Here is an 18,936-nt window from a genome sequence, read left to right on the forward strand (position 1 = left end):
GCCTCACCAACAAAGCTTCGATTGGATCGCCTGCACGAGCTGGCTCGCCGCGAGCTCGTGCGTGCGGGGGCTAGGGTGACCCGAGCACCCGAGTCCGTCCCGCGCCTGGCGCTGCTCGATGAACTGCATGTAGTAGGCCCGCTTGTCGCCGCGCTTCACGGCGGAGTCGACGATGGTTCGGAGCGCCGCGGCCGCGCGTGTGCGGATGTCGGCGCCGAGAGAGTCGCTCAACATGGGGCTTAGGGCAAAAAAGAGGTGTGCTTCCGGGTAGATCGACCGGACGCGCTTCAGCAGGTCGATGCCGCTGGCGACGAAGACGTCGTCGGCGACGTCGAAGTTGAAGTCGTTGGTGCCGAGGTTCACGACCACCACCTGAGGGGCCGTGTCGGGTCGGGGAGCGACGAAAATGCCCCCAGGATCCGGGATGCCCGGGACGTCGGGGTGGGCGACGTAGACGGCGCTGTAGGTGGGGTTGGCGGGGTTGGTCGCGTCAAGCCGGCCGTAGAGCTGCGGGATCGCGTTGGCGATGGTGCCCGGGGGATAGGCCGGATCCCGGGTGGGCTGCCCGCCGTCGTCCCCGTTCTCGTTGCGCGTGAGGCCCTTGCCCGACACGCACACGCTGGTGAGGTCGGCGTCCAGCGTGCGCGCGGCGAGCGCACCGTAGCTGAGCGAGTGGCGCTGCGTTCCGTAGGTGAAGGGGCACGCGCCGTCGGCCCCGAGCACGCCGTAGCCGCAAGAGATGGAGTCGCCGATGATCTCGATGCGGCGAGTGCGCACGCGTGGCGGAAGCAGCTCGCCGCCGGGCGCGGGCTCGAAGCCGTGGAACACCGAGAGGCCCCCCGCGGCCTCGAACTCGCGGTGTAGGACGACCTCGTGGACGGCGTTGGGGTCGAGCCCGCTGGCGAGCTGGTACCGGTTCTTGCCGGCCTTGCTGGCGACGAGGCTGGCCTTTCCGTCGACCCAGGAGGTGAAGACGCGGTCGTCCTTTGCGGGGTCGTACTCGGCGTCGGGCGGGGGCAGGAGCTCGAGAGTGACCGCGAGACCGCTGCCCTTGAAGCGGGCGGTGATCTCCGAGCCGGACCACGCGAACTGCCCGGTGGGGGAGAAGCGACCCACCAGCCGGGGGCCCGCCGCGCCCTGGGGCGAGCTCAGCGGCTCCTTGGGGCCGGCGGAGCAGTCGGCGCGCTCGCCCGTGACGTCGCCGTCGGGGCCGGGCTCCTCCCGGTCGGAGATGTTCCATACGCACGCGCTCGTGACGAACGCGAGGAGGAGGAGCGGAGGGAGGGCACGCGCGCGGACCAAGGCAGGGCAAAGGGTAGCAGGATTTTCGACTTGCCGACGCGCCGAAAAGCGAGCAGTTCTCTGGAAGAGGTCTTGAGCCATGCGAAACGCGCTGAAGGCGGGCACGCGCGCCCGCAGGTGGATGGGCTTGGTCGCGGTGACCGCCTTGACGGTGCAGGGGCTCGGCGGGCTAGGCGCGTGCAGCTCGACCGACCCGGGAGCCGCGGACGGGGGCTCGCCCGATGCCACGACCGCCGACGGCACCACCCTCGACGCGACCCGGCCCGACACCGGGAACCCGGAGACGTCGGTCCCCGACACGTCGGTCCCCGACACCGCCGTCCCGGACGCGGCGCTCCCCGACACCGCCGTCCCGGACGCGGCGCTCCCCGACACGTCGGTCCCCGACACCGCCGTCCCCGACACGTCGGTCCCCGACACCGCCGTCCCGGACGCGGCGCTCCCCCCGATGACGCTCACGAGCGCCACGCTGACCGACGGCGGACGCTTCCCCGCCGCGCACACCTGCAGTGGGGTCAACCGGTCGCCCGCGCTCACGTGGACCGCGGGTCCCGCGGGCACCCTCAGCTACGCCATCGTCATGAAGGACCTCACGGTCCCCAACATCCACTGGACCCTGTACGACATCCCCGCGAGCACGCTGTCGGTCGGCGCGTCGGTCCCGGTCGGCTACACCCCGGGCGCGCCCGCGCCGGCGGGGTCGAAGCAGGCGGGCGTCACGTTCTCGCCAGGCACCCTGGGCTACCTGGGCCCCTGCCCGCCGTCCGGCGACCACACCTACGTCTTCACCGTGCACGCGATCTCCAACGCGACGCTCGCGGGTGTGGCGATGTCGGACACGCCGGAGGCGATCGAGGCGCAAATTCTCGCGCAGCAGGTCGCGGGCGGCTCCGCGACCCTCTCGTCGAACTACAGGAAGCCGTAAGGTTCGTGCCGCGTCTCGTGCCGCAACTTGCCCGTTGGGCCACGATTTCCGCTAGAGTGCGCGGAGTATGACGACCCCGGTCTCGGGCGGACAAGGCGCCGCGGCAACGCTCGGAAACCCCATTTGGCAGCGTCTCTGGCTGCGGTGCCACCAGTCCGATTGGCAGTCGCTCGCGCTCGTCGGGTCGAGCGCCCGTGACCCCGAGGCGATGCTCGAGATCGCCCAGGGGCTCGCGCGCATCGGCAAGGAGCTCGGCCAGGAGCTGGCCGTGTTCGACGCGCGCAAGATCGGCCTCGTGGACATGGACGGCACCCTCCAGCAGGTGAAGGCGCTCACGCAGAAGGGCAAGCGCTGCCTCGTGGTGCTCAACTTGGTCTCGGAGAACGCCACCACCGTGCCCATGGTGCAGAGCCTCGACGCGGCGCTCATCGGCGTGTTCATCGGGGAGACGACCGTGGTGGCCGCCTCGCGCACGGTCGACGAGGCCGGGCGCTCGAAGTTCCTCGGCTCCATCGTGCTCCAGCAGCGATGAGCGACACGCCGAAGCGGGTCCGCGTCGGTCGCGTGCCCATCGACGTGCTCACGTTCGAGCAAGCGGTGGCGGCCGTCCTCGCCCTGTCCGACGCGGGCGCCGGGGGCTTCGTGGTCACGCCCAACGTCGATCATGTGGTCATCGCCGACGAGGACCCCGCGTTCGCGGCCGCCTACCAGGCCGCGAGCCTGAGCCTCGCCGACGGGTTCCCGGTGGTGTTGACCTCCCGCTTGATGCCCACCCGTCTGCCGGCGAAGATCTCGGGCTCCGACCTCGTCGGTCCGCTCGTGGCGGCCTGCGCGGAGCGCGACAAGCGCGTCTACTTGCTCGGCGCCGGCCCCGGGGTGGCGGAGCTGGCCGCGGCGAAGCTCCGCGCGCGGCACCCTACGCTGCGCATCGTGGGCACCGACGCGCCGATGGTCGATCTGTCGAAGCCCCCGTCGACCCGCGCGCCCATCGTGGAGAAGCTCCGCGCCGCGTCGCCCGACATCGTGCTCGTGGCGTTCGGCGCCCCGAAGCAGGAGCTCTTCTGCCACGAGATCGCAGAAGCCGTCGCGCCGGCCGTGCTGCTCGGCATCGGCGCCTCCCTCGATTTCGTCGCCGGCACCGTGAAGCGCGCGCCCGCGTGGATGGCCGATCGCGGCCTCGAGTGGGCCTTCCGCCTCGCGCAAGAGCCGCGCCGCCTCTTCCACCGCTATTTCGTGCGCGATCCGCAGTACCTCGCGATCGTCGCGCGCCAGTACGCCAGCGCACGCCGGGACGGCCGCCCGTTCGGCGACGCCGAGGGCTGAACGATGCAGAAGCTGCTCCTCTTCTCGCTGCTGGTCGTCACGCTCCTCATCCCGCTCTTCGCGGCCAACGCGCCCACGACCAAGGCGGCCATCCAGCGAAGCGTGGGCGCGACGATCGCCTTGTGTGTACTCTACATGCTTGGCCTGCTGTTCGTGTACCCCGGCCTGGAGCGCAAGCGGCGCTGAGCGGTCGCGGCCCCGCGCGCGGCCGTGTAGCGTGGAGAGATGCCGCCCGCCGAGCCCGCACGGTCCGTCGCCCCGACTCTCTCACCGTCTGTCGCGTCTCTGGCCCTCGTCGTCGACGACGCCGTCGCTGCCGACGCCGAGGCGTTGCGCCGTCTGTGTCGTGACATCCACGCGAACCCCGAGCTGCGGTTCGAAGAGGTGAAGGCGTCCGCGTGGGTCTGCGAGCTGCTCGCGGCGCGTGGCTTCGCCGTCGAGCGTGGGATGGCGGGCATGCCCACCTCGTTCGCCGCGCGCGCGGGCAAGCCCGGCGGGCCGAGCGTGGCCATCCTCGCGGAGTACGACGCCCTGCCCCACATCGGCCACGCGTGCGGGCACAACCTCATCGCCACGGGCGCGGTCGGCGCGTTCCTCGCCGCGGCCAAGGGCGCCGAGGCCGCCGGGGGCGAGGTGGTGCTGCTCGGCACTCCGGCCGAGGAGGGCGGCGGCGGCAAGATCAAGATGCTCGAGGCCGGGTGCTTCGCGGGGCTCGACGCCGCGATCATGTTCCACCCGTTCGATCGCGACATCCTCGCGCACCCCGCGCTGGCTTCGCTCTGGGTCACGTTCACGTTCCACGGCAAGCCCGCGCACGCCGCGGCCGCGCCGCACGACGGCAACAGCGCGCTGACCGCGTGCATGGACACGTTCCGCCTCGTCGACGGCCAGCGTGTGCACTTTCGCGACGGGGTCCGCGTGCACGGCTTCATCACCAACGGCGGCCAGGCCGTGAACATCATCCCCCGAGCTCGCGGCGTGCGAGTTCGGCGTCCGCGCGAAGGACGGGCGCGAGCTCGAGCGCGTGCGCGCGATCGTCGAGCGCTGCGCGCGTGGCGCGGCGATGGCGAGCGGGGTCGAGGTGGAGGTCTCCTCGCGCACGGGGTACAGCGCCATGCGGAACAACCTGACGCTGGCGAGGCGCTTCGGCGATCACCTCGCCTCCGGCGGGCGCACGGCCGACGAGGTCACGGACCAAGTGGGCGCGGGCAGCACCGACATGGGCGACGTGTCGCAGGCCGTGCCCGCCATCCACCCGTACCTCGCGATCTGCGACGTCGGAGAGAGCCTGTGCCACGAGCACCGCTTCGCGGAGTGCGCCGGCAGTGAGCGCGGCTTCGCGACGGCGCTCGACGGCGCGCGAGCGCTCGCCAAGACGGCGCTCGAGCTGCTCGTCGACGCGGAGCTGCGTCGGGCGGTGCGCGCCGAGTTCGACGCACAGAGGTAGCGGGCGAGTCTCGGTCGAGCGTAGGTCGGAGGTCGTTCGATCGAAGGCCATGTGACCGCGGATTCAGCGCAGTCGCGTGACCTGCTTGCCGCGGGCCAGCGCCACCTGCTCGAGCAGCGACGAGAGCCGCGCGGGCTCGGCCACCTCGGGGAGGCGCTCGTACCGGCCGTCCCACAGCTCGAGCATCACGCCACGGTCGTCGACGATGAGGCGGTCGACCTGAGCCCACGCCCACGACTTGATGCGCGGCAGGCCGAGCAGAAGCACCTCGCGGGTCTGGATGCCCTCCGAGGTGACGACCACCCCGCGCATCCACGAGCGAATCGCCGTGCCTAGTGCCGACACGGTGAGGAGGATGGAGAGCGGCTGGGCGCCGATCGGGCGCCCGCGATCGCCCTCCACGATCCACACCCAGAGCCTCGTGTTCGAGCTGCCGTTGTAGGCCGTCACGACGACGGCGGCGACGACCAGCGCGAACGCGAGGTACACGAGCGACGGCGCCCGCGCCTTGAACGGCGCGATGAAGACCTCGCGCATCGGCTTGTCGGGCGCGAAGCTCATGTCGAAGCGCGCGACCGTGCCGTTCACCTCGGTGATCGACGGTCGCTCGTCGTCCGCGTCCAGCAGCTCGGGCAGCTCGGCTCGATCGGGAGCGCCGGAGCCGGGGGTCGGGGACTTGGCCTGGTCGTCGGTGGTCACGAGGTGCACCCGAGCAAAACACGAGGCCGCGCGGCGACTTGGGTATTTTTCAGAAGTCGCGCGGGGGCGAAAATTTCCGCCACGGCGCTCACGTCTCCCCGCCGCCGACGTCGCGGGAGGACTCCGCCGCGCGCCGGCCCACGTCGGCGCGCCGCAGCTCGCGCACGCTCGCGATCTCGCCCTTCGTGGGGTTGATGACGAGCAGCCCGTGGTCGGCGTCGAGCACCGCGATGTCGCCGTCGGAGGCCCACCGAAAGAGCCCCTGGACGCCCACGATGGCCGGGACGTCGAGCAGCGTCAGCAGCGTGCTCGTGCGCGGGCCGAACGCCCGCTCCGAGAGCGCGACCCCCTCGGGTTGTGCGCGCGCCGACACGAGCAGGTCGAACACGGTGAGCGCGTCGCCCACCAGGATGGCGCGGGAGGGCAGCTCCGCGCGCTTGTCGGTGACCGCGAGCATGCTGAGGGCGTCGCACAGGTCCTCGACGTCGCGCGCGCGCTCCTCGAGGAACGGATCGCGGGTGACGCTCGCGGCGGTGCGCGTCACCTCGCGAGCGACGCGCGACAGCGCGTGCGCGACCCCGCCGCCGCTCTCGACGAGCTCGAGCGCCCGCTCGCGAAAGCGCTGGTCGCCGAGGATCTCCAGGTAGGTGCCGAGAAACCGCGCGCCCTCGCCGAGCCGCAGGTGGCGCGCCTTCTCGGCGAGCGCGGTGATGGCCTTCTCCGCGACGTCGAACGCGCCGCGGAGGCGCCGGAGCTCTTGCTTCGGATCCTCGGGCTCGCCCGTCCGCTCGACGGGGTGCGCAGAAGGACGCCGGAGCGCCGCCACGGCGCCGAGCGCGCGGCCAGGCACGAAGGGACGCCCAGGGAGGGTCACCTTCCGCGTGCCCCCGCCCGCGCGCCGCTCCTTCCGCTCGCGGCGGGCATCGAGGAGCTCGGCCTGCGAGATGCCGGCCGCCAGGAGGCCTCCCATGAGCGCCACCAGCGCGATGTCCTCCGAGGTGAACGCGCCCGCCGTTCGCTGCAGCACGAGCGCCCCCAGAGGGCCGCGCCGCCCGCACACGGGGACCGCGAGGAACACGGGGAAGCGCTCTTCTCCCAGCCCGTCGACATGCTTGTAGGATGCATGTACACGCGCCTCGTCGGTGGAGACGGGGCGCATGTACTCGACCGCGCGCCCCGTGATGCCCTCGCCCACGGTGAGCCGCACGGTGCCCACGGCGCGGCCGTCGAACCCCACGTTGCCCCGCATCACGAGCTCGTTGCCCTCGCCCTCGAGGATGTACAGGGAGCACACGTCGGCGCTGAAGATGGCCGCGATGCGCCGCGGACCGGCGTCGAGGAGGGTGGCGAGCGGCATGGGCCGCGCGGCGAAGGCGACGAGCTCCAGCACGCCGTCGAGCCGAGCGTCACCCTTCGCGTGGACCTTCTCCCTCTTCGCCATCGTCTCCGGGGAAGTATGGTGGCCGATGCTCTCCGGGCCGTCCACCGTGGCGTCACGGCCCGTCGCGCGCGCTCCCCGTTTCCTCGCCTTCGCCTCGCCTTCGCCTCGCCTTCGCCTCGCTTCCCCGGTATACCCGCGGCCATGTTTGACTTTCCGTCGACGGAGTGGGCCGAAGCGTACAAGGACGCCATCAACGCCAACGCGGACTATCGGCTCCACGGTAAGGACTGGACCCACGGCGTGGTCGCCTTCGTCGTCAAGGCGGACCCCGCGCTGAACCTCCCCGAGGACACCGCGCTGTGGCTCGACGTCCACGGCGGCGAGTGCCGCGGGATCCGCCTCATCCCCGCGACCGAGGCGCAGGCCGCCCCGTTCGTGATCGTCGCGCCCTACGCGATGTGGAAGACCATCATCAAGCGTGAGGTCGACCCCATCAAGGCGATGATGCAGAACAAGGTGAAGCTCACGAAGGGCAACATGCCGACCATCGTGCGCTACGTGAACGCCTCGCGGCAGCTCGTCGAGTCGACCGCGCGCGTACCCACCAAGTTCCGCGACGAGTAAAGCGCGCAGAAGAAAAACCGGGCGCGGGCGGGCGGAGTCGCCGAGATCTTCCGAGGGGCGCTTGCGTCCTTGACCTTGGCCGCCGGGAAAAAGGAAGATGGCGCCATGCCCACCTCGAACCCTCTCGTGCTGGTCGCCGATGACGAGCCGTCCATGCTGGAGCTGGTCGCCCGCCACCTCACGACCATGCGCGGGCCTCAGCTCGAGGTCATCCAAGCGCGCGACGGCGACGAGGCCTGGAAGATGGCGCGCGAGCACCTCCCCGATCTCGTCGTGCTCGACGTGATGATGCCCGGCATGAGCGGGTGGGAGGTGTGCCGGAAGATCCGCGAGGACATCGCGCTCGCGCACACGGGCGTGGTCATGCTCACCGGCATCGGCGAGAACCTGAACCAGCTCACGAGCCCGCTCTACGGCGCCGACGCGTACATCGACAAGCCGTTCGAGTTCGACGAGTTCGACGAGAAGGTCCGCGACACGCTCGCGTCGCGCGCCTCGCAGCGCGAGGGCGTCTCCCGGCCGTCGATGAACGGCTCAGCCTCCACGTCCGATGTGGGCGAGGTGCTCCTCCCGAAGAAGAAGGCCGCGCCGAAGAAGGCCGCGCCGAAGAAGGCCGCGCCGAAGGAGGCCGCCGCGAAGAAGGCCGCCGCGAAGAAGGCCGCGCCGAAGAAGGCCGCGCCGAAGAAGGCCGCGCCGAAGAAGGCCGCGGCGAAGAAGGCCGCGCCGAAGAAGGCCGCCGCGAAGAAGGCCGCGCCGAAGAAGGCCGCCGCGAAGAAGGCCGCGCCGAAGAAGGCCGCCGCGAAGAAGGCCGCGCCGAAGAAGGCCGCCGCGAAGAAGGCCGCGCCGAAGAAGGCCGCGCCGAAGAAGGCTGCCCCGAAGAAGCGCTGAGACGGTCGCTGCCGGCAACTCTTGCGAAAGGAAAACTTTCGTGTACGAAAGAGTGGCCCGGCGCCATGTTCTGGCCGGGAAGGAGTCCTTCCATGCCCTCCCCGTTCAGCGAAGAGCACGAGCAGTTTCGTAAGACCGTCCGCACGTTCGCCCAGAAGGAGCTCGCGCCCTTCGCCGACGAGTGGGAAAAGAGCGAGTGCTTCCCGAACGAGGTCTTCAAGCGCGCGGGCGAGCTCGGCCTCTTCTCCGCGCACTACAAGGAAGAGCACGGCGGCCTCGGCGGTGACTACTGGTTTAGCGTCGCGAAGGGCGAGGAGCTGCCGCACGGCAACTCGGCGGGCGTCTCCATGGGCCTGCTCGTGCAGGGCGACATGGCCACGCCGGTCATCTCCGACCTCGGCACGGAAAGACCAGATCGACGAGTTTTTGCGGCCCGCGCTGCGGGGCGAGAAGATCGCCGCGCTCGGGGTCAGCGAGCCGAACGCCGGCAGCGACGTGGCGGGCATCCAGACCTGGGCCAAGCGCGACGGCGACGACTACATCATCAACGGCGCGAAGACCTACATCACGAACGGCACGCGCGCCGACTTCATCACGCTGCTCGTGAAGACCACGCCAGACGCGGGCACGCACGGGTGCAGCTTCTTCCTCGTGCCCACCAGCACGAAGGGCTACTCGGTCTCGCGCAAGCTGAAGAAGGTCGGCAACTACGCGAGCGACACGGCGGAGCTCGCCCTCGAGGACGTGCGCGTGCCGAAGCGCTACCTGCTCGGCGAGGAGAACATGGGGTTCATGTACCTCATGCAGAACTTCCAGACGGAGCGCCTCATCGCCGCGACGAGCTGCTGCGGCGGCATGCAAATCGCCATCGATCAGGCCATCGCGTACGGCCGCGATCGCAAGGCGTTCGGCAAGCCGATCATCAAGCGCGAGTACTGGCAGCACAAGTTCGTCGACCTGCTCACCAAGCTCGAGGCCGGCCGCGCGCTCTCGTACAAGGCGGCCGAGGCCTACAACGACGACAAGCACGTCAAGGGCGGCCACGTGAGCATGGAGACCGTGAAGCTCATCAGCATGGCGAAGATCTTCGTCGGCGAGATCTCGAGCGAGATCATCGACCAGTGCATGCAGTTCCACGGCGGCGCCGGCTACATCGAGGAGTACCCCATCGCGCGCGCCTTCCGCGATCAGCGGCTCCTCCGCATCGGCGGCGGCACCACCGAGACCATGCGCTACTACGTGGCCAAGCTCCTCGGTCTCTAGCCGCCGGTCGGCTCGCTTCGGCCGAGGCGCCTCGCACGAGGCGCCTCGCACGACACCTCGACGGTCGCGAGCTCCACGCAGCCACGAACCACGCAGGCCGCGACCGCTCCACCCCGATCGGCGACCGCTCGCGTAGGCCCGCGTTCGCCCTCGAGGCGGCGCGAGCTACGATCCAGCGATGACCCCTCCCCAGCCGCGGACGCTCGCCTCGCACGTCGCTCGCTACCTCGCCTCGCTGGGCGCGCTCTCCGCCGAGGAGGCGAAGGAGAGCCCGCTGCCTCGCCTCGCGCTGATGTCGCTCTTCGCGATCGCGCTGCTCGCCGCGCGCGTGGTGTGCACCCACAGCACCGCCTACAAGTTCCTCGCCTGGAACCTGTTCCTCGCGTGGATCCCGTTCGCCCTTGGGCTCGCCGTCGAGCGCTTCGTCGCGGCGCGCGCCCACTCCGCGCTGGTCGCGGCGGCGGCGCTCGCGTGGCTGCTCTTCCTCCCCAACGCTCCGTACATCGTGACCGACCTCATCCACATCCGCTTCCGCCAGGAGGCGCCGCTCTGGTTCGACGCGGTGATGCTCATGGCCTTCGCGTGGACGGGCCTCACCCTCGGGGTGGCCAGCCTGCGCAGGCTCGCCGGCGTGGTCGCGTCACGCTGGGGCCTTGGCCTCGCGCGCGTGTTCGTGGTGACGGTGGCGGGGCTCTCCGGATACGGCATCTACCTCGGCCGCTTCGCGCGCCTCAACTCGTGGGACCTGGCGGCGCACCCGGGTTGGGCGGCGCGCGAGCTGCTCGAGCCGGTGGCCCACCCCGTCGCGATGGCGCAGGCGTGGAACGTGACCCTCACCCAGGCCGCGCTCTTTCTGATGATCTACCTGACCGACCAGGGGCGCACGTTCGGGCCGCCCGCGCCGCGGTCGCGCCCCGAGTGACTCCCCCGCGTTCCCGCTGCGCTCGCGCTCAGGCGTTGCGGCGGAACAGGTCCTTCGCGTCTTCCCTCGAGAGCACGACGAACGTGAGCACGCCGAGGATCGTGCCGAGGGGGAAGCTCGCGCAGAGGAGCCCGGCCAGGATGTAGATGAAGAGCAGGCGCCGCTGCTTCGCGAGGCACCGGCCGGCGTAGATGATGAGCGCGCCCATCGTGACGCCCACGAAGACGCCGAAGAGCCCCAGGATCACGAACACCAAGCCGACGGCCTGGGGCGGTCCCGAGCCGTGGGCGTCGTCCATGCCGCCGGCCAGCATCACCGTGCCGAGCACGACGTGAACGAGGAACACGAGCGAGCCCGGGATCATCAGCCCGCCGAGCACGTAGTACCCGATGGCCAGGTGGCCGAGGTGCTCTTCAGCGCGGGATTTCATGAAGGGTGGGGGCGGCGGCGGGTGAGGTCGGAACGGGGCCACAGCCCCAGTGTAAGCGCTGTCGCTCGCCCGCGCTGGCCGTCGACTGGAAAAACGAACCGGGCCGGGGCTCGGCCGCGCGGCGGCGCGTGTACCCTCGGAGCATGGCGCTGTTCCCGAAGTGCACTTTCGAGTTCTTCTTGAGCTCTGGCGGAGGCTTCGTGGCGGGCGAGCGCAACGAAGGCACCCTCGTGCTGCACGTGCCCGAGGCCATCCCCCGCGCCGAGCACCTGTTCATGAACCTGCACACCGCGGCGTGGGCTGGCTACGGCTCCGGGAAGAACCGCTCGGTGCACCGCCGCGAGCTGCTGAACCTCCCCATGCGCGTCGACCTCCCGGCCACCGGCATGCCGGCGGGCCGGCACAGCTACCCGTTCGCGCTCGACGTGCCGGCGTGGCTCCCGCCGGGGTTCGCGGGGAACGACTGCGCGGTCGAGCACGAGCTCCGCGCGAGGCTGGACGTCGACTGGGCGCTCGACCCCCACACCACGGTACGGCCCGTCGTGCATCGCCCGCCCGAGCGTGGCGCGCGCGCGACGACCGTGGTCCGGTCCCCGCGTGCCTTTCACGACGCGCTGGTCCTCGAGCTCACGCTGCCGTCGGTGGTGACGGTCGACGAGCCCATCGACGGCCAACTCGCGCTCCGCGCTGGCATGGAGGCGAAATTCGACGCGATCGTGCTGACGCTCGCCAAGGTCTCGCGGATCACCATGGCGCGCGGTGATCTGCGCCGGCAAGACGTCACCGAGGTGGTCCTCCGTGCAGACCAGGTGCGGGCCGGCGAGCCGATCGCGTTTCGTTTCCCGCCCTCCGGGGAGGCGGCGAGCTCGTTCAGCTCCGGGTACATCGACCTCGGCTACGCGGTGTACGTGCGAGCCGACATCCCCTGGGGCTTCGACCCCGAGTTCTCCGTCCCCGTTCGTGTGCTCCCGAGCGGCTCGGTGCTCGAAGGCGAGGAGAGCGCCGTCGTCCTCGGCGGCGAGCGGCTGCGTCGCGTCGCGGCGTTCGTCGCGGCTCGCACCGGCCTCACGCCGGGCCGAGCGCCCGTCATCGCCAGCGGGGTCGAGGGCCCGGTGACCTTCGCCATCGAGGACGCGCCGCGCGGGGGCGACCTCGGCGTCGAGGCCATCCTCACCTTCCCCGCGCTGGGAGTGGACCTGCGCCTGCGCGCGCTCGGCATCCTCGAGGGCTTCCGCGACTCGCCGCTGCTGCCGCCGGAGCTGCGCACGGGCTACCTGCTTCGTTGCGACGCGCCGCGCGGGCGGTATGCCACCGAACCGCTGGGCGAGGCGACGTTCCACGACCTGCTCTCGGACCTCGGCGCCGCCTCGTCCCTCCGCATGTCCGACCACCACCTGGCGTTTCACTTCATCGTGGAGGACGACGCCGAGCGCATCGCGAGCGTCGCCGCGTTCGTCGCCAACAAGGCGAAGCGCCTCTCGGCGGCCATCGCGGCGATGCCCTTCCCGACGGTTCTGGAAGCGGCGAGGTTCTCGTGGGAGGGCGCGGCGCGCGAGCGCGGCGGCGTGCTTGTCCCGAGCAACCCGGCCATCGTGGGCGTGTCGGTTGGTGTACGCACGCTCGCGGGCGAAGAGCGCCACTTTCGGCTGAGCGTGACCACCGAGTGGCAGCTGGACGCGACGCCTCGCGTCCGCCTCGACGTCGACCTTGGCGAGCTCACCCTGCCACCCCACGTCGCAGGCCGCGGTGACGAGCGCCTGACCCACCCGCTGCTCACGTCGCTCCGCGGGGTGCTCGACGACATCACGGTCGACGGCGCGAGGCTCGTGCGCGCGCACGCCCCCTTCCCGGGGGACCCGCGCCCGCTGTTCGCCGCGGGTGAGGTCATCGCGCAGTGGGCGCTCGAGCTCCGTGGCGAGCGGCGCGTCGACGCGCCTTATCGCTGAGCGAAGCGCGCCGTGCGCTGAACGAACCACGAAACGCGCTCAGGCGCGAGCGGCGAGGCCTACGGCCGCGACGCGCGGAGCTTCTCCTCTTGGCCCATCTCGAAGAACGCGAGCAGCTCGCGTCGCATCGCGACGAGCCGGCCGCCGGCACCGAACGCGTTCCGGTCGCCAGGGTCCCCGGGGTCGTAGCGCTCGTCGGCGTAGGTGCGCTCGAGGCGCTCGGCGAAGCGGTGCGCAGCGTCGTTGGCGACGCGGTACCGCTCGCCCTCCACGGTCGCCGGCCCGTGGCAGAAGGTCACGCCGTGAAACAGGCGCTCCCGGAGCCTGGCGCTGGCGCGCGTCGTATACGAGGGCAGCGAGTGCGCGAGCACGACGTACTTGTCGACCTCCGCCTGCAGTTCGAGCTCGAGCTGGGTCGTCGCGCGGCGCCGCTCGACGCGGGCCGCGAGGTACACGAAGTGGCTCACGCCTTCGATGATTTGGCAGAGCGGATCGAGCGCCGCGCTCTCGAGATCGACCGAGGCGCCCGGCAAGCGGGGCACGCGCAGCTCAATCTCGAGGTCGTCCTCGTCGCCGCGCACGAAGACCGCCTCGCGCTCCTCCGCCCCCGCGGCGGTGGCGAACTCGCCCACGTGAGGGAGCGCGCCGAGGCGGTAGAGTCGCCCAAGGCCCTGCTTCACGCGCTCGGCCAGCGCGATCTCGCGGACGAGGCCCGCGCCGTTGCCCTCGAGCCGACGAGGGTCGGCGCTCACTGAAGCGCCTGCTTGCCTCGCGGGGTGAGGAAGCCGTGCGCCGAGAGCGCGCCAGCGAGGGTCTCGCTGCGGGTCTTGAGCCAGCGCTCGTAGAGCTTCAGCAGGGCCTTCGAGCCGTCGACGCTCTTCGCGAGCGTGAGGTTCGCGACCTCGGCCACGACGCCCACGAGCTCGCGAAAGTTTCTCGCGAGCTCGTCGAAGATGTCCGAGCCGCGAGGGGTGGGGTCGCCCCCTCGCACGAGCAGGCCGCCCGCCGAGCCGTAGGCGCGCGCGCCGATGCCGACGAGGTAGCTCTGGTCGACGCCGCGCCGCTCGAAGTGATCGAGGAAGAACCCGGAGGAATAGAGGACGCCGTCTCCGAGGGCGCGGAGCTTGTCGAACCGCTGGGCGAGATCGGGGGTCTGCAGGGCCTCGTCGAGCAGGAACGCGAGGGGTCGCTCGAGGGTCGCCTCGCGGGCCGCATCGGGCCGCGCGAACTCCGACAGGACGCCGACGAGGTACGTCTGCGCCCCGACGGAGGCGTCGACGCGGCGGACCTTCATCACGTCCTCGAGCGCCGCTTGAAAGAACCCATCCAGCGAACCGGTTGCGAGAATCGTCATGGGCACCTCCTCGCCCGATCTCGTCGCCACCGCGACCGCCGGGCCTCCTTTCAGAGTACGGAGCGGGGGCGCCGACGCCACTTTCTGCCAACGTTCTCGGGCGGTTGCCCCGCGGTGCCCAGGCGCCCGGCTGGCGCTCGCGTGGCGCGTCTGCCAGCGACCCGTAGACACGCGTTCAGGGGCGGCGAAGCCTCAAATACGCCTCAATATTCGCGCTTTTCCGAAATGCGCCCCTTCGCCGAAGGCGTCCCTTGACGCCCGCGGGCGAGAGATTACCTTCCCGCCCTGTCAGCACTCGGCTCGCACGAGTGCTAACAATCCACCTCCGGCGCCGGGCGCGTTCCCTCACGGGGCGCGGGACCGGCCTCAATGCACCGCGCGGGCGGCCCCTGTCCTCCGTTCCCGCGCTCCACCGTTCAGCAGGAGTCACAGAGACCATGGCCATTCGTCCCCTTCAGGACCGAGTCCTCCTCAAGCGCGTCAAGGAAGAAGAGAAGACCAAGGGCGGGATCATCATCCCCGACTCGGCCAAAGAGAAGCCCATCGAGGGCGAGGTCGTGGCGGTGGGCAGCGGCAAGGTCCTCGACGACGGCACCGTGCGCAAGCTCGACGTCCAGGTGGGCGATCGCGTGCTCTTCGGCAAGTACTCGGGCACCGAGGTGAAGATCGACGGCGAGGAGCGCCTCATCGTCCGCGAGGACGACATCCTCGGGGTCATCACGCAGTAGCTTGCGCCTTCGACGCCAGGCGAAGGTTCGCGTGCTCAGCGTACGGGAGTACGCTTCCGCGCGACGAACCTCCGCCTGACGCCGAATTCGCTGCGCTCCTGCGCGATGACCCGCCACGTCCTTCGAGACGCTTCGTAGAGAGACGTGGGTTGGGCTGCGCTACGGGCGCGAAACCCAGAGATTTTTTAGTTAGTTGGAGAGTGAAGAACCATGTCAGCCAAAGAGATCGTCTACACCGAGACCGCGCGTAACCTCATTCTTGCCGGCGTCAACGCGCTCGCCGACGCGGTCAAGGTGACCCTCGGGCCCAAGGGCCGGAACGTCGTCATCGAGAAGAGCTTCGGCTCCCCCACGGTCACCAAGGACGGCGTCACCGTCGCCAAGGAGATCGAGCTCGAGAACCGCTTCGAGAACATGGGCGCGCAGATGGTGCGCGAGGTGGCCTCCAAGACCAGCGACGTCGCCGGCGACGGCACGACCACCGCGACCGTGCTCGCCCAGGCGATCTACCGCGAGGGCTCCAAGCTCGTCGCCGCCGGGCACAACCCGATGGAGATCAAGCGCGGCATCGACGCGGCGGTGGCCACCCTCACCGCGTCGCTGAAGAGCATGGCGAAGCTCACGAAGGATCCGAAGGAGATCGAGCAGGTCGGCACCATCAGCGCGAACGGCGACGCCGAGATCGGCAAGAAGCTCGCCGAGGCGATGGAGAAGGTCGGCAAGGAGGGCGTCATCACGGTGGAGGAGTCCAAGACCGCCGAGACCACGCTCGAGGTCGTCGAGGGCATGCAGTTCGACCGCGGCTACCTCTCGCCGTACTTCGTCACCGACCCGGAGCGCATGGAGGCGGTCCTCGAGGACGCGTTCATCCTCATCAGCGAGAAGAAGATCTCCAACATGAAGGACCTGCTCCCGGTCCTCGAGGCGATCGCCCGTCAGCCAGAAGCCCCTCCTCATCATCGCCGAGGACATCGAGGGCGAGGCGCTCGCGACGCTCGTCGTGAACAAGCTCCGCGGCACGCTGCACTGCGCCGCCGTCAAGGCCCCGGGCTTCGGCGATCGCCGCAAGGAGATGCTGAAGGACATCGCCACCCTCACCGGCGGCCAGGTCATCTCGGAGGAGCTCGGCCTCAAGCTCGAGAACGTCACCATCAGCGATCTCGGCCGCGCCAAGCGCGTCTCGCTCGACAAGGACAACACGACCATCGTCGACGGCGCGGGCGACAAGGACAAGATCCAGGGCCGCATCGCGGAGATCCGCGCGCAGGTCGAGAACACCACCTCCGACTACGACCGCGAGAAGCTCCAGGAGCGCCTCGCGAAGCTCGTCGGCGGCGTGGCGGTGGTCAAGGTCGGCGCGGCCACCGAGACCGAGATGAAGGAGAAGAAGGCCCGCGTCGAGGACGCGCTCCACGCGACCCGCGCGGCCGTCGAAGAGGGCATCGTCCCCGGCGGCGGCGTCGCGCTCATCCGCGCGCAGTCCTCGCTCGACGGCCTCGTGGTGACCGACGAGCAGAAGTTCGGCGTCACGATCCTCCGCCGCGCCATCGAGGAGCCCCTCCGCCAGATCGCCGCGAACGCCGGGCTCGAGGGCTCGATCGTCGTGAACAAGGTGAAGGAAGGCAAAGACGACTTCGGCTACAACGCCGCCACCGACACCTGGGGCAACCTCCTCGGCATGGGCGTCATCGACCCGGTCAAGGTCGTCCGCACCGCCCTGCAGAACGCGGCCTCGGTCGCGAGCCTCATGCTCACCACCGAGTGCCTCATCGCCGAGCGCCCGAAGGACGAGAAGCCGGCGGCCGGCGGCGGCCACGAGGGTCACGGTCACTTCTGAGCCACGCCCACGCGTAGCTCGTCGTGAAGACGCCCCCGCCGACCCAAAGGTCGCGCGGGGGCTTTCTTTTTGCCGCGCTTTTGCCGCGCCCCGGCCACGCGTGGCGACGGAAACGCGCGCGCGAAACCGGCGCGGCGCCGGTCGTTCTTCCTTGAACGCGGGCGAGGCGCGGCTATACCACGCCGTTGGCGGAAGCCCGCCTTTGGAGGTCTGCATGCGCATCGTACGAGGGGTGGTTGGGTTTGGTCTGGTGGTGGGCTCGCTCGCCGGGTTCGCGGCGTGCTCCGACACGCCCGTGGCGGTCGACGATCCAGACGCGGCCGATCCGGTCGTCGTCGACTCCGCGGCGCCGCCGAAAGACGCCGCGAAGCCGCCCGTCGACGCGAGGGTGCCCGACACGAGCACTCCCCCGAAGGACGTGAACGTCCCCGACACCCAGGTCCCCGACACCTCCACGGGCGACGCCGCGGACGCCGCGGACGCCACCATGGTGGACGCGGCCGACAGCGGCGTCGTCCCCGGCGAGCCCTTCGACCCCACGAAGCCGAAGGCCGGCGATCCCTGCCCGGCCGGCGTGAACGTGAACGACACGATCGACCGTCGCTGTGGGCTCTGCGGCAACCAGCGCGCGCTCTGCGAGGCCGGCCGCGTCGTGGGCGCTTACGGCCCGTGTACGGGCGAGAAGACCACCCCCGGCGCCTGCCTGCCGGGAGCACGGAACGCGCAGTCGTGTGGCCTGTGCGGCACCCAGACCCGTACGTGTGACACGAGCTGCACCTACGTGGAGACGGCCTGCATGGGCGAGGTCGCCGGCGGCTGCGTGGCCGGCAGCGTGAAGTACCTCGCCACCTGCGTGAACCCGAACGAGTTCCGCAAGACCACCTGCTCGGCGACGTGCATGCCCGGCGCGCCCGAGGCCTGCGCTCCGCGCGGGGCCGACGCCACCCTCGTGGTCTCGCAGACCGCCGGCGGCGTGGTCTCGCAGACGCATCACGGTCGACGCGGCGGCGAAGCTCCGCGCTCACGTCGACGTACTGCAACACGCGAGCGCGCGTCTAGGCTACGTGCTCGTGCGCAACACCGGGATGCCGTCAACGTCACGCTCTTCAACAAAGCCCGCGCAGGGGCCGCCCTCCGGCACCACTCTCCCCGACGCGGCCGGGCGGCTCGCCTGCCTAGACCACATCGGCGTCGATCGCTTCACTTCACGATCGCGGCGAACGGCTCGCAGCTCGTCTACGTGGGCGCGCTCACCTCGGCGGCGAACGGCAACTTCCCCGTCGAAGCGAAGACCAACTTCGTCGGCGCCGAGCCCGCCACGACGGTCGATCACACGGTCGCCATCAGCGCCACGAACGGCGGCATCGTCAACCAGGCGCTCACCTTCTCGGAGACCAAGTTCCTCCCCGTCTCGGGCGCGCCGGGCGCGTTCGGCACCCCGCCGGTGTACACGGGCGCCAACGCCTGCCCGGTCACCAAGTTCGGCGACGAGTACGGCGCCCGCTACGTTCGCCTCACGAACGCGGGCGCGACCCCGCGCACCGTGAACCTCATCACCACCGGCCCCGACGAGGACTCGTACCTCGCCGTGTACGGGGCGACCGTGCCGCTCAGCACCGCGCGCGCGGCGTGCGTCGGGAGCTACAACGACGACTGCACCGACATTGACTACAACGCTTGCCTGAACGGCGTCACGGTCCCGGGCAACGGTAATATCGTGGTCTACGTGGGGCACTACACTGAAGGTGGCCGCTACCCCACGAACAACCTCCGGATCACGACCACCAACTGAGCCGACCGACCACGAACCACCCGCGCGTCGAGCGACTCGCGGGTGGCTCCCAGTCCCCACCGCTTCGTTTGGTCG

General features: G+C 70.6%; 16 protein-coding genes and 3 pseudogenes. 13 read left to right on the forward strand and 6 right to left on the reverse strand.

Annotated elements, in window-relative coordinates:
- Positions 1–3: 3 nt before the first annotated feature.
- Positions 4–1,302, reverse strand: coding sequence for a hypothetical protein (locus IPQ09_07445; protein ID MBL0194047.1), 1,299 nt, complete (start codon positions 1,300–1,302; stop codon positions 4–6).
- Positions 1,303–1,381: 79 nt separating this feature from the next.
- Between IPQ09_07445 and IPQ09_07450 the strand changes: the two genes are divergently transcribed.
- The 5 genes and pseudogenes from IPQ09_07450 to IPQ09_07470 all read left to right on the forward strand — a co-directional run bounded on the left by IPQ09_07450 (position 1,382) and on the right by IPQ09_07470 (position 4,997).
- Positions 1,382–2,227: a YbhB/YbcL family Raf kinase inhibitor-like protein gene (locus IPQ09_07450; protein MBL0194048.1), complete on the forward strand. Its 846-nt coding sequence runs from the start codon at positions 1,382–1,384 to the stop codon at positions 2,225–2,227.
- 67 nt (positions 2,228–2,294) lie between these two features.
- Positions 2,295–2,759 carry a hypothetical protein gene (locus IPQ09_07455; GenBank protein ID MBL0194049.1) on the forward strand — a complete coding sequence of 155 codons (465 nt, stop codon included), beginning with the start codon at positions 2,295–2,297 and terminating at the stop codon, positions 2,757–2,759.
- Complete coding sequence (locus tag IPQ09_07460; protein MBL0194050.1) at positions 2,756–3,550, forward strand: WecB/TagA/CpsF family glycosyltransferase; 795 nt, start codon at positions 2,756–2,758, stop codon at positions 3,548–3,550. The genes IPQ09_07455 and IPQ09_07460 overlap by 4 nt, the downstream gene beginning before the upstream one ends.
- A gap of 3 nt (positions 3,551–3,553) precedes the next feature.
- A complete protein-coding gene (locus tag IPQ09_07465; protein ID MBL0194051.1) occupies positions 3,554–3,736 on the forward strand; it encodes a hypothetical protein in 183 nt (60 codons plus the stop codon).
- A 39-nt stretch (positions 3,737–3,775) separates the two neighbouring features.
- Positions 3,776–4,997 (forward strand): annotated as a pseudogene (locus tag IPQ09_07470) (amidohydrolase).
- Between the two features lie 63 nt (positions 4,998–5,060).
- Here the strand turns inward: IPQ09_07470 and IPQ09_07475 are convergent.
- Both IPQ09_07475 and IPQ09_07480 read right to left on the reverse strand, forming a co-directional pair.
- A complete protein-coding gene (locus IPQ09_07475) occupies positions 5,061–5,696 on the reverse strand; it encodes a hypothetical protein (GenBank protein ID MBL0194052.1) in 636 nt (211 codons plus the stop codon).
- 88 nt (positions 5,697–5,784) lie between these two features.
- On the reverse strand, positions 5,785–7,137 hold the full coding sequence (locus tag IPQ09_07480; GenBank protein ID MBL0194053.1) for a GAF domain-containing protein: 1,353 nt from the start codon (positions 7,135–7,137) through the stop codon (positions 5,785–5,787).
- A 141-nt stretch (positions 7,138–7,278) separates the two neighbouring features.
- Here IPQ09_07480 and IPQ09_07485 point away from each other — a divergent pair, with 141 nt between their 5' ends.
- The 4 genes and pseudogenes from IPQ09_07485 to IPQ09_07500 all read left to right on the forward strand — a co-directional run bounded on the left by IPQ09_07485 (position 7,279) and on the right by IPQ09_07500 (position 10,774).
- The gene (locus IPQ09_07485) at positions 7,279–7,701 is read left to right on the forward strand and encodes an SCP2 sterol-binding domain-containing protein (GenBank protein ID MBL0194054.1); all 423 of its coding nucleotides are present in this window, start codon (positions 7,279–7,281) and stop codon (positions 7,699–7,701) included.
- 126 nt (positions 7,702–7,827) lie between these two features.
- Positions 7,828–8,589, forward strand: coding sequence for a response regulator (locus tag IPQ09_07490; protein MBL0194055.1), 762 nt, complete (start codon positions 7,828–7,830; stop codon positions 8,587–8,589).
- Positions 8,590–8,681: 92 nt separating this feature from the next.
- Positions 8,682–9,852 (forward strand): annotated as a pseudogene (locus IPQ09_07495) (acyl-CoA dehydrogenase family protein).
- 178 nt (positions 9,853–10,030) lie between these two features.
- The gene (locus IPQ09_07500; protein MBL0194056.1) at positions 10,031–10,774 is read left to right on the forward strand and encodes a DUF1361 domain-containing protein; all 744 of its coding nucleotides are present in this window, start codon (positions 10,031–10,033) and stop codon (positions 10,772–10,774) included.
- 28 nt (positions 10,775–10,802) lie between these two features.
- Here IPQ09_07500 and IPQ09_07505 read toward each other — a convergent pair whose 3' ends face one another.
- Complete coding sequence (locus IPQ09_07505) at positions 10,803–11,204, reverse strand: hypothetical protein (GenBank protein ID MBL0194057.1); 402 nt, start codon at positions 11,202–11,204, stop codon at positions 10,803–10,805.
- 143 nt (positions 11,205–11,347) lie between these two features.
- Between IPQ09_07505 and IPQ09_07510 the strand changes: the two genes are divergently transcribed.
- Positions 11,348–13,150, forward strand: coding sequence for a hypothetical protein (locus IPQ09_07510; protein ID MBL0194058.1), 1,803 nt, complete (start codon positions 11,348–11,350; stop codon positions 13,148–13,150).
- 59 nt (positions 13,151–13,209) lie between these two features.
- Here the strand turns inward: IPQ09_07510 and IPQ09_07515 are convergent, their stop codons facing one another.
- Entirely contained in the window at positions 13,210–13,902 is a 693-nt protein-coding gene (locus IPQ09_07515; GenBank protein ID MBL0194059.1) for a hypothetical protein, read from the reverse strand.
- Positions 13,899–14,504: a hypothetical protein gene (locus IPQ09_07520; GenBank protein MBL0194060.1), complete on the reverse strand. Its 606-nt coding sequence runs from the start codon at positions 14,502–14,504 to the stop codon at positions 13,899–13,901. The genes IPQ09_07515 and IPQ09_07520 overlap by 4 nt, the downstream gene beginning before the upstream one ends.
- Positions 14,505–14,941: 437 nt before the next feature.
- Between IPQ09_07520 and groES the strand changes: the two genes are divergently transcribed.
- From groES to IPQ09_07535, 3 genes and pseudogenes are all read left to right on the forward strand, one after another.
- Positions 14,942–15,232 carry a co-chaperone GroES gene (groES, locus tag IPQ09_07525; protein MBL0194061.1) on the forward strand — a complete coding sequence of 97 codons (291 nt, stop codon included), beginning with the start codon at positions 14,942–14,944 and terminating at the stop codon, positions 15,230–15,232.
- A gap of 210 nt (positions 15,233–15,442) precedes the next feature.
- Positions 15,443–17,069: pseudogene (gene groL / locus IPQ09_07530) on the forward strand (chaperonin GroEL).
- A 214-nt stretch (positions 17,070–17,283) separates the two neighbouring features.
- On the forward strand, positions 17,284–18,861 hold the full coding sequence (locus IPQ09_07535) for a hypothetical protein (GenBank protein ID MBL0194062.1): 1,578 nt from the start codon (positions 17,284–17,286) through the stop codon (positions 18,859–18,861).
- Positions 18,862–18,936 lie beyond the last annotated feature (75 nt).

This window comes from Myxococcales bacterium (genome assembly GCA_016720545.1).
Classification (GTDB): Bacteria; Myxococcota_A; Polyangia; order Polyangiales; family Polyangiaceae; genus JAAFHV01.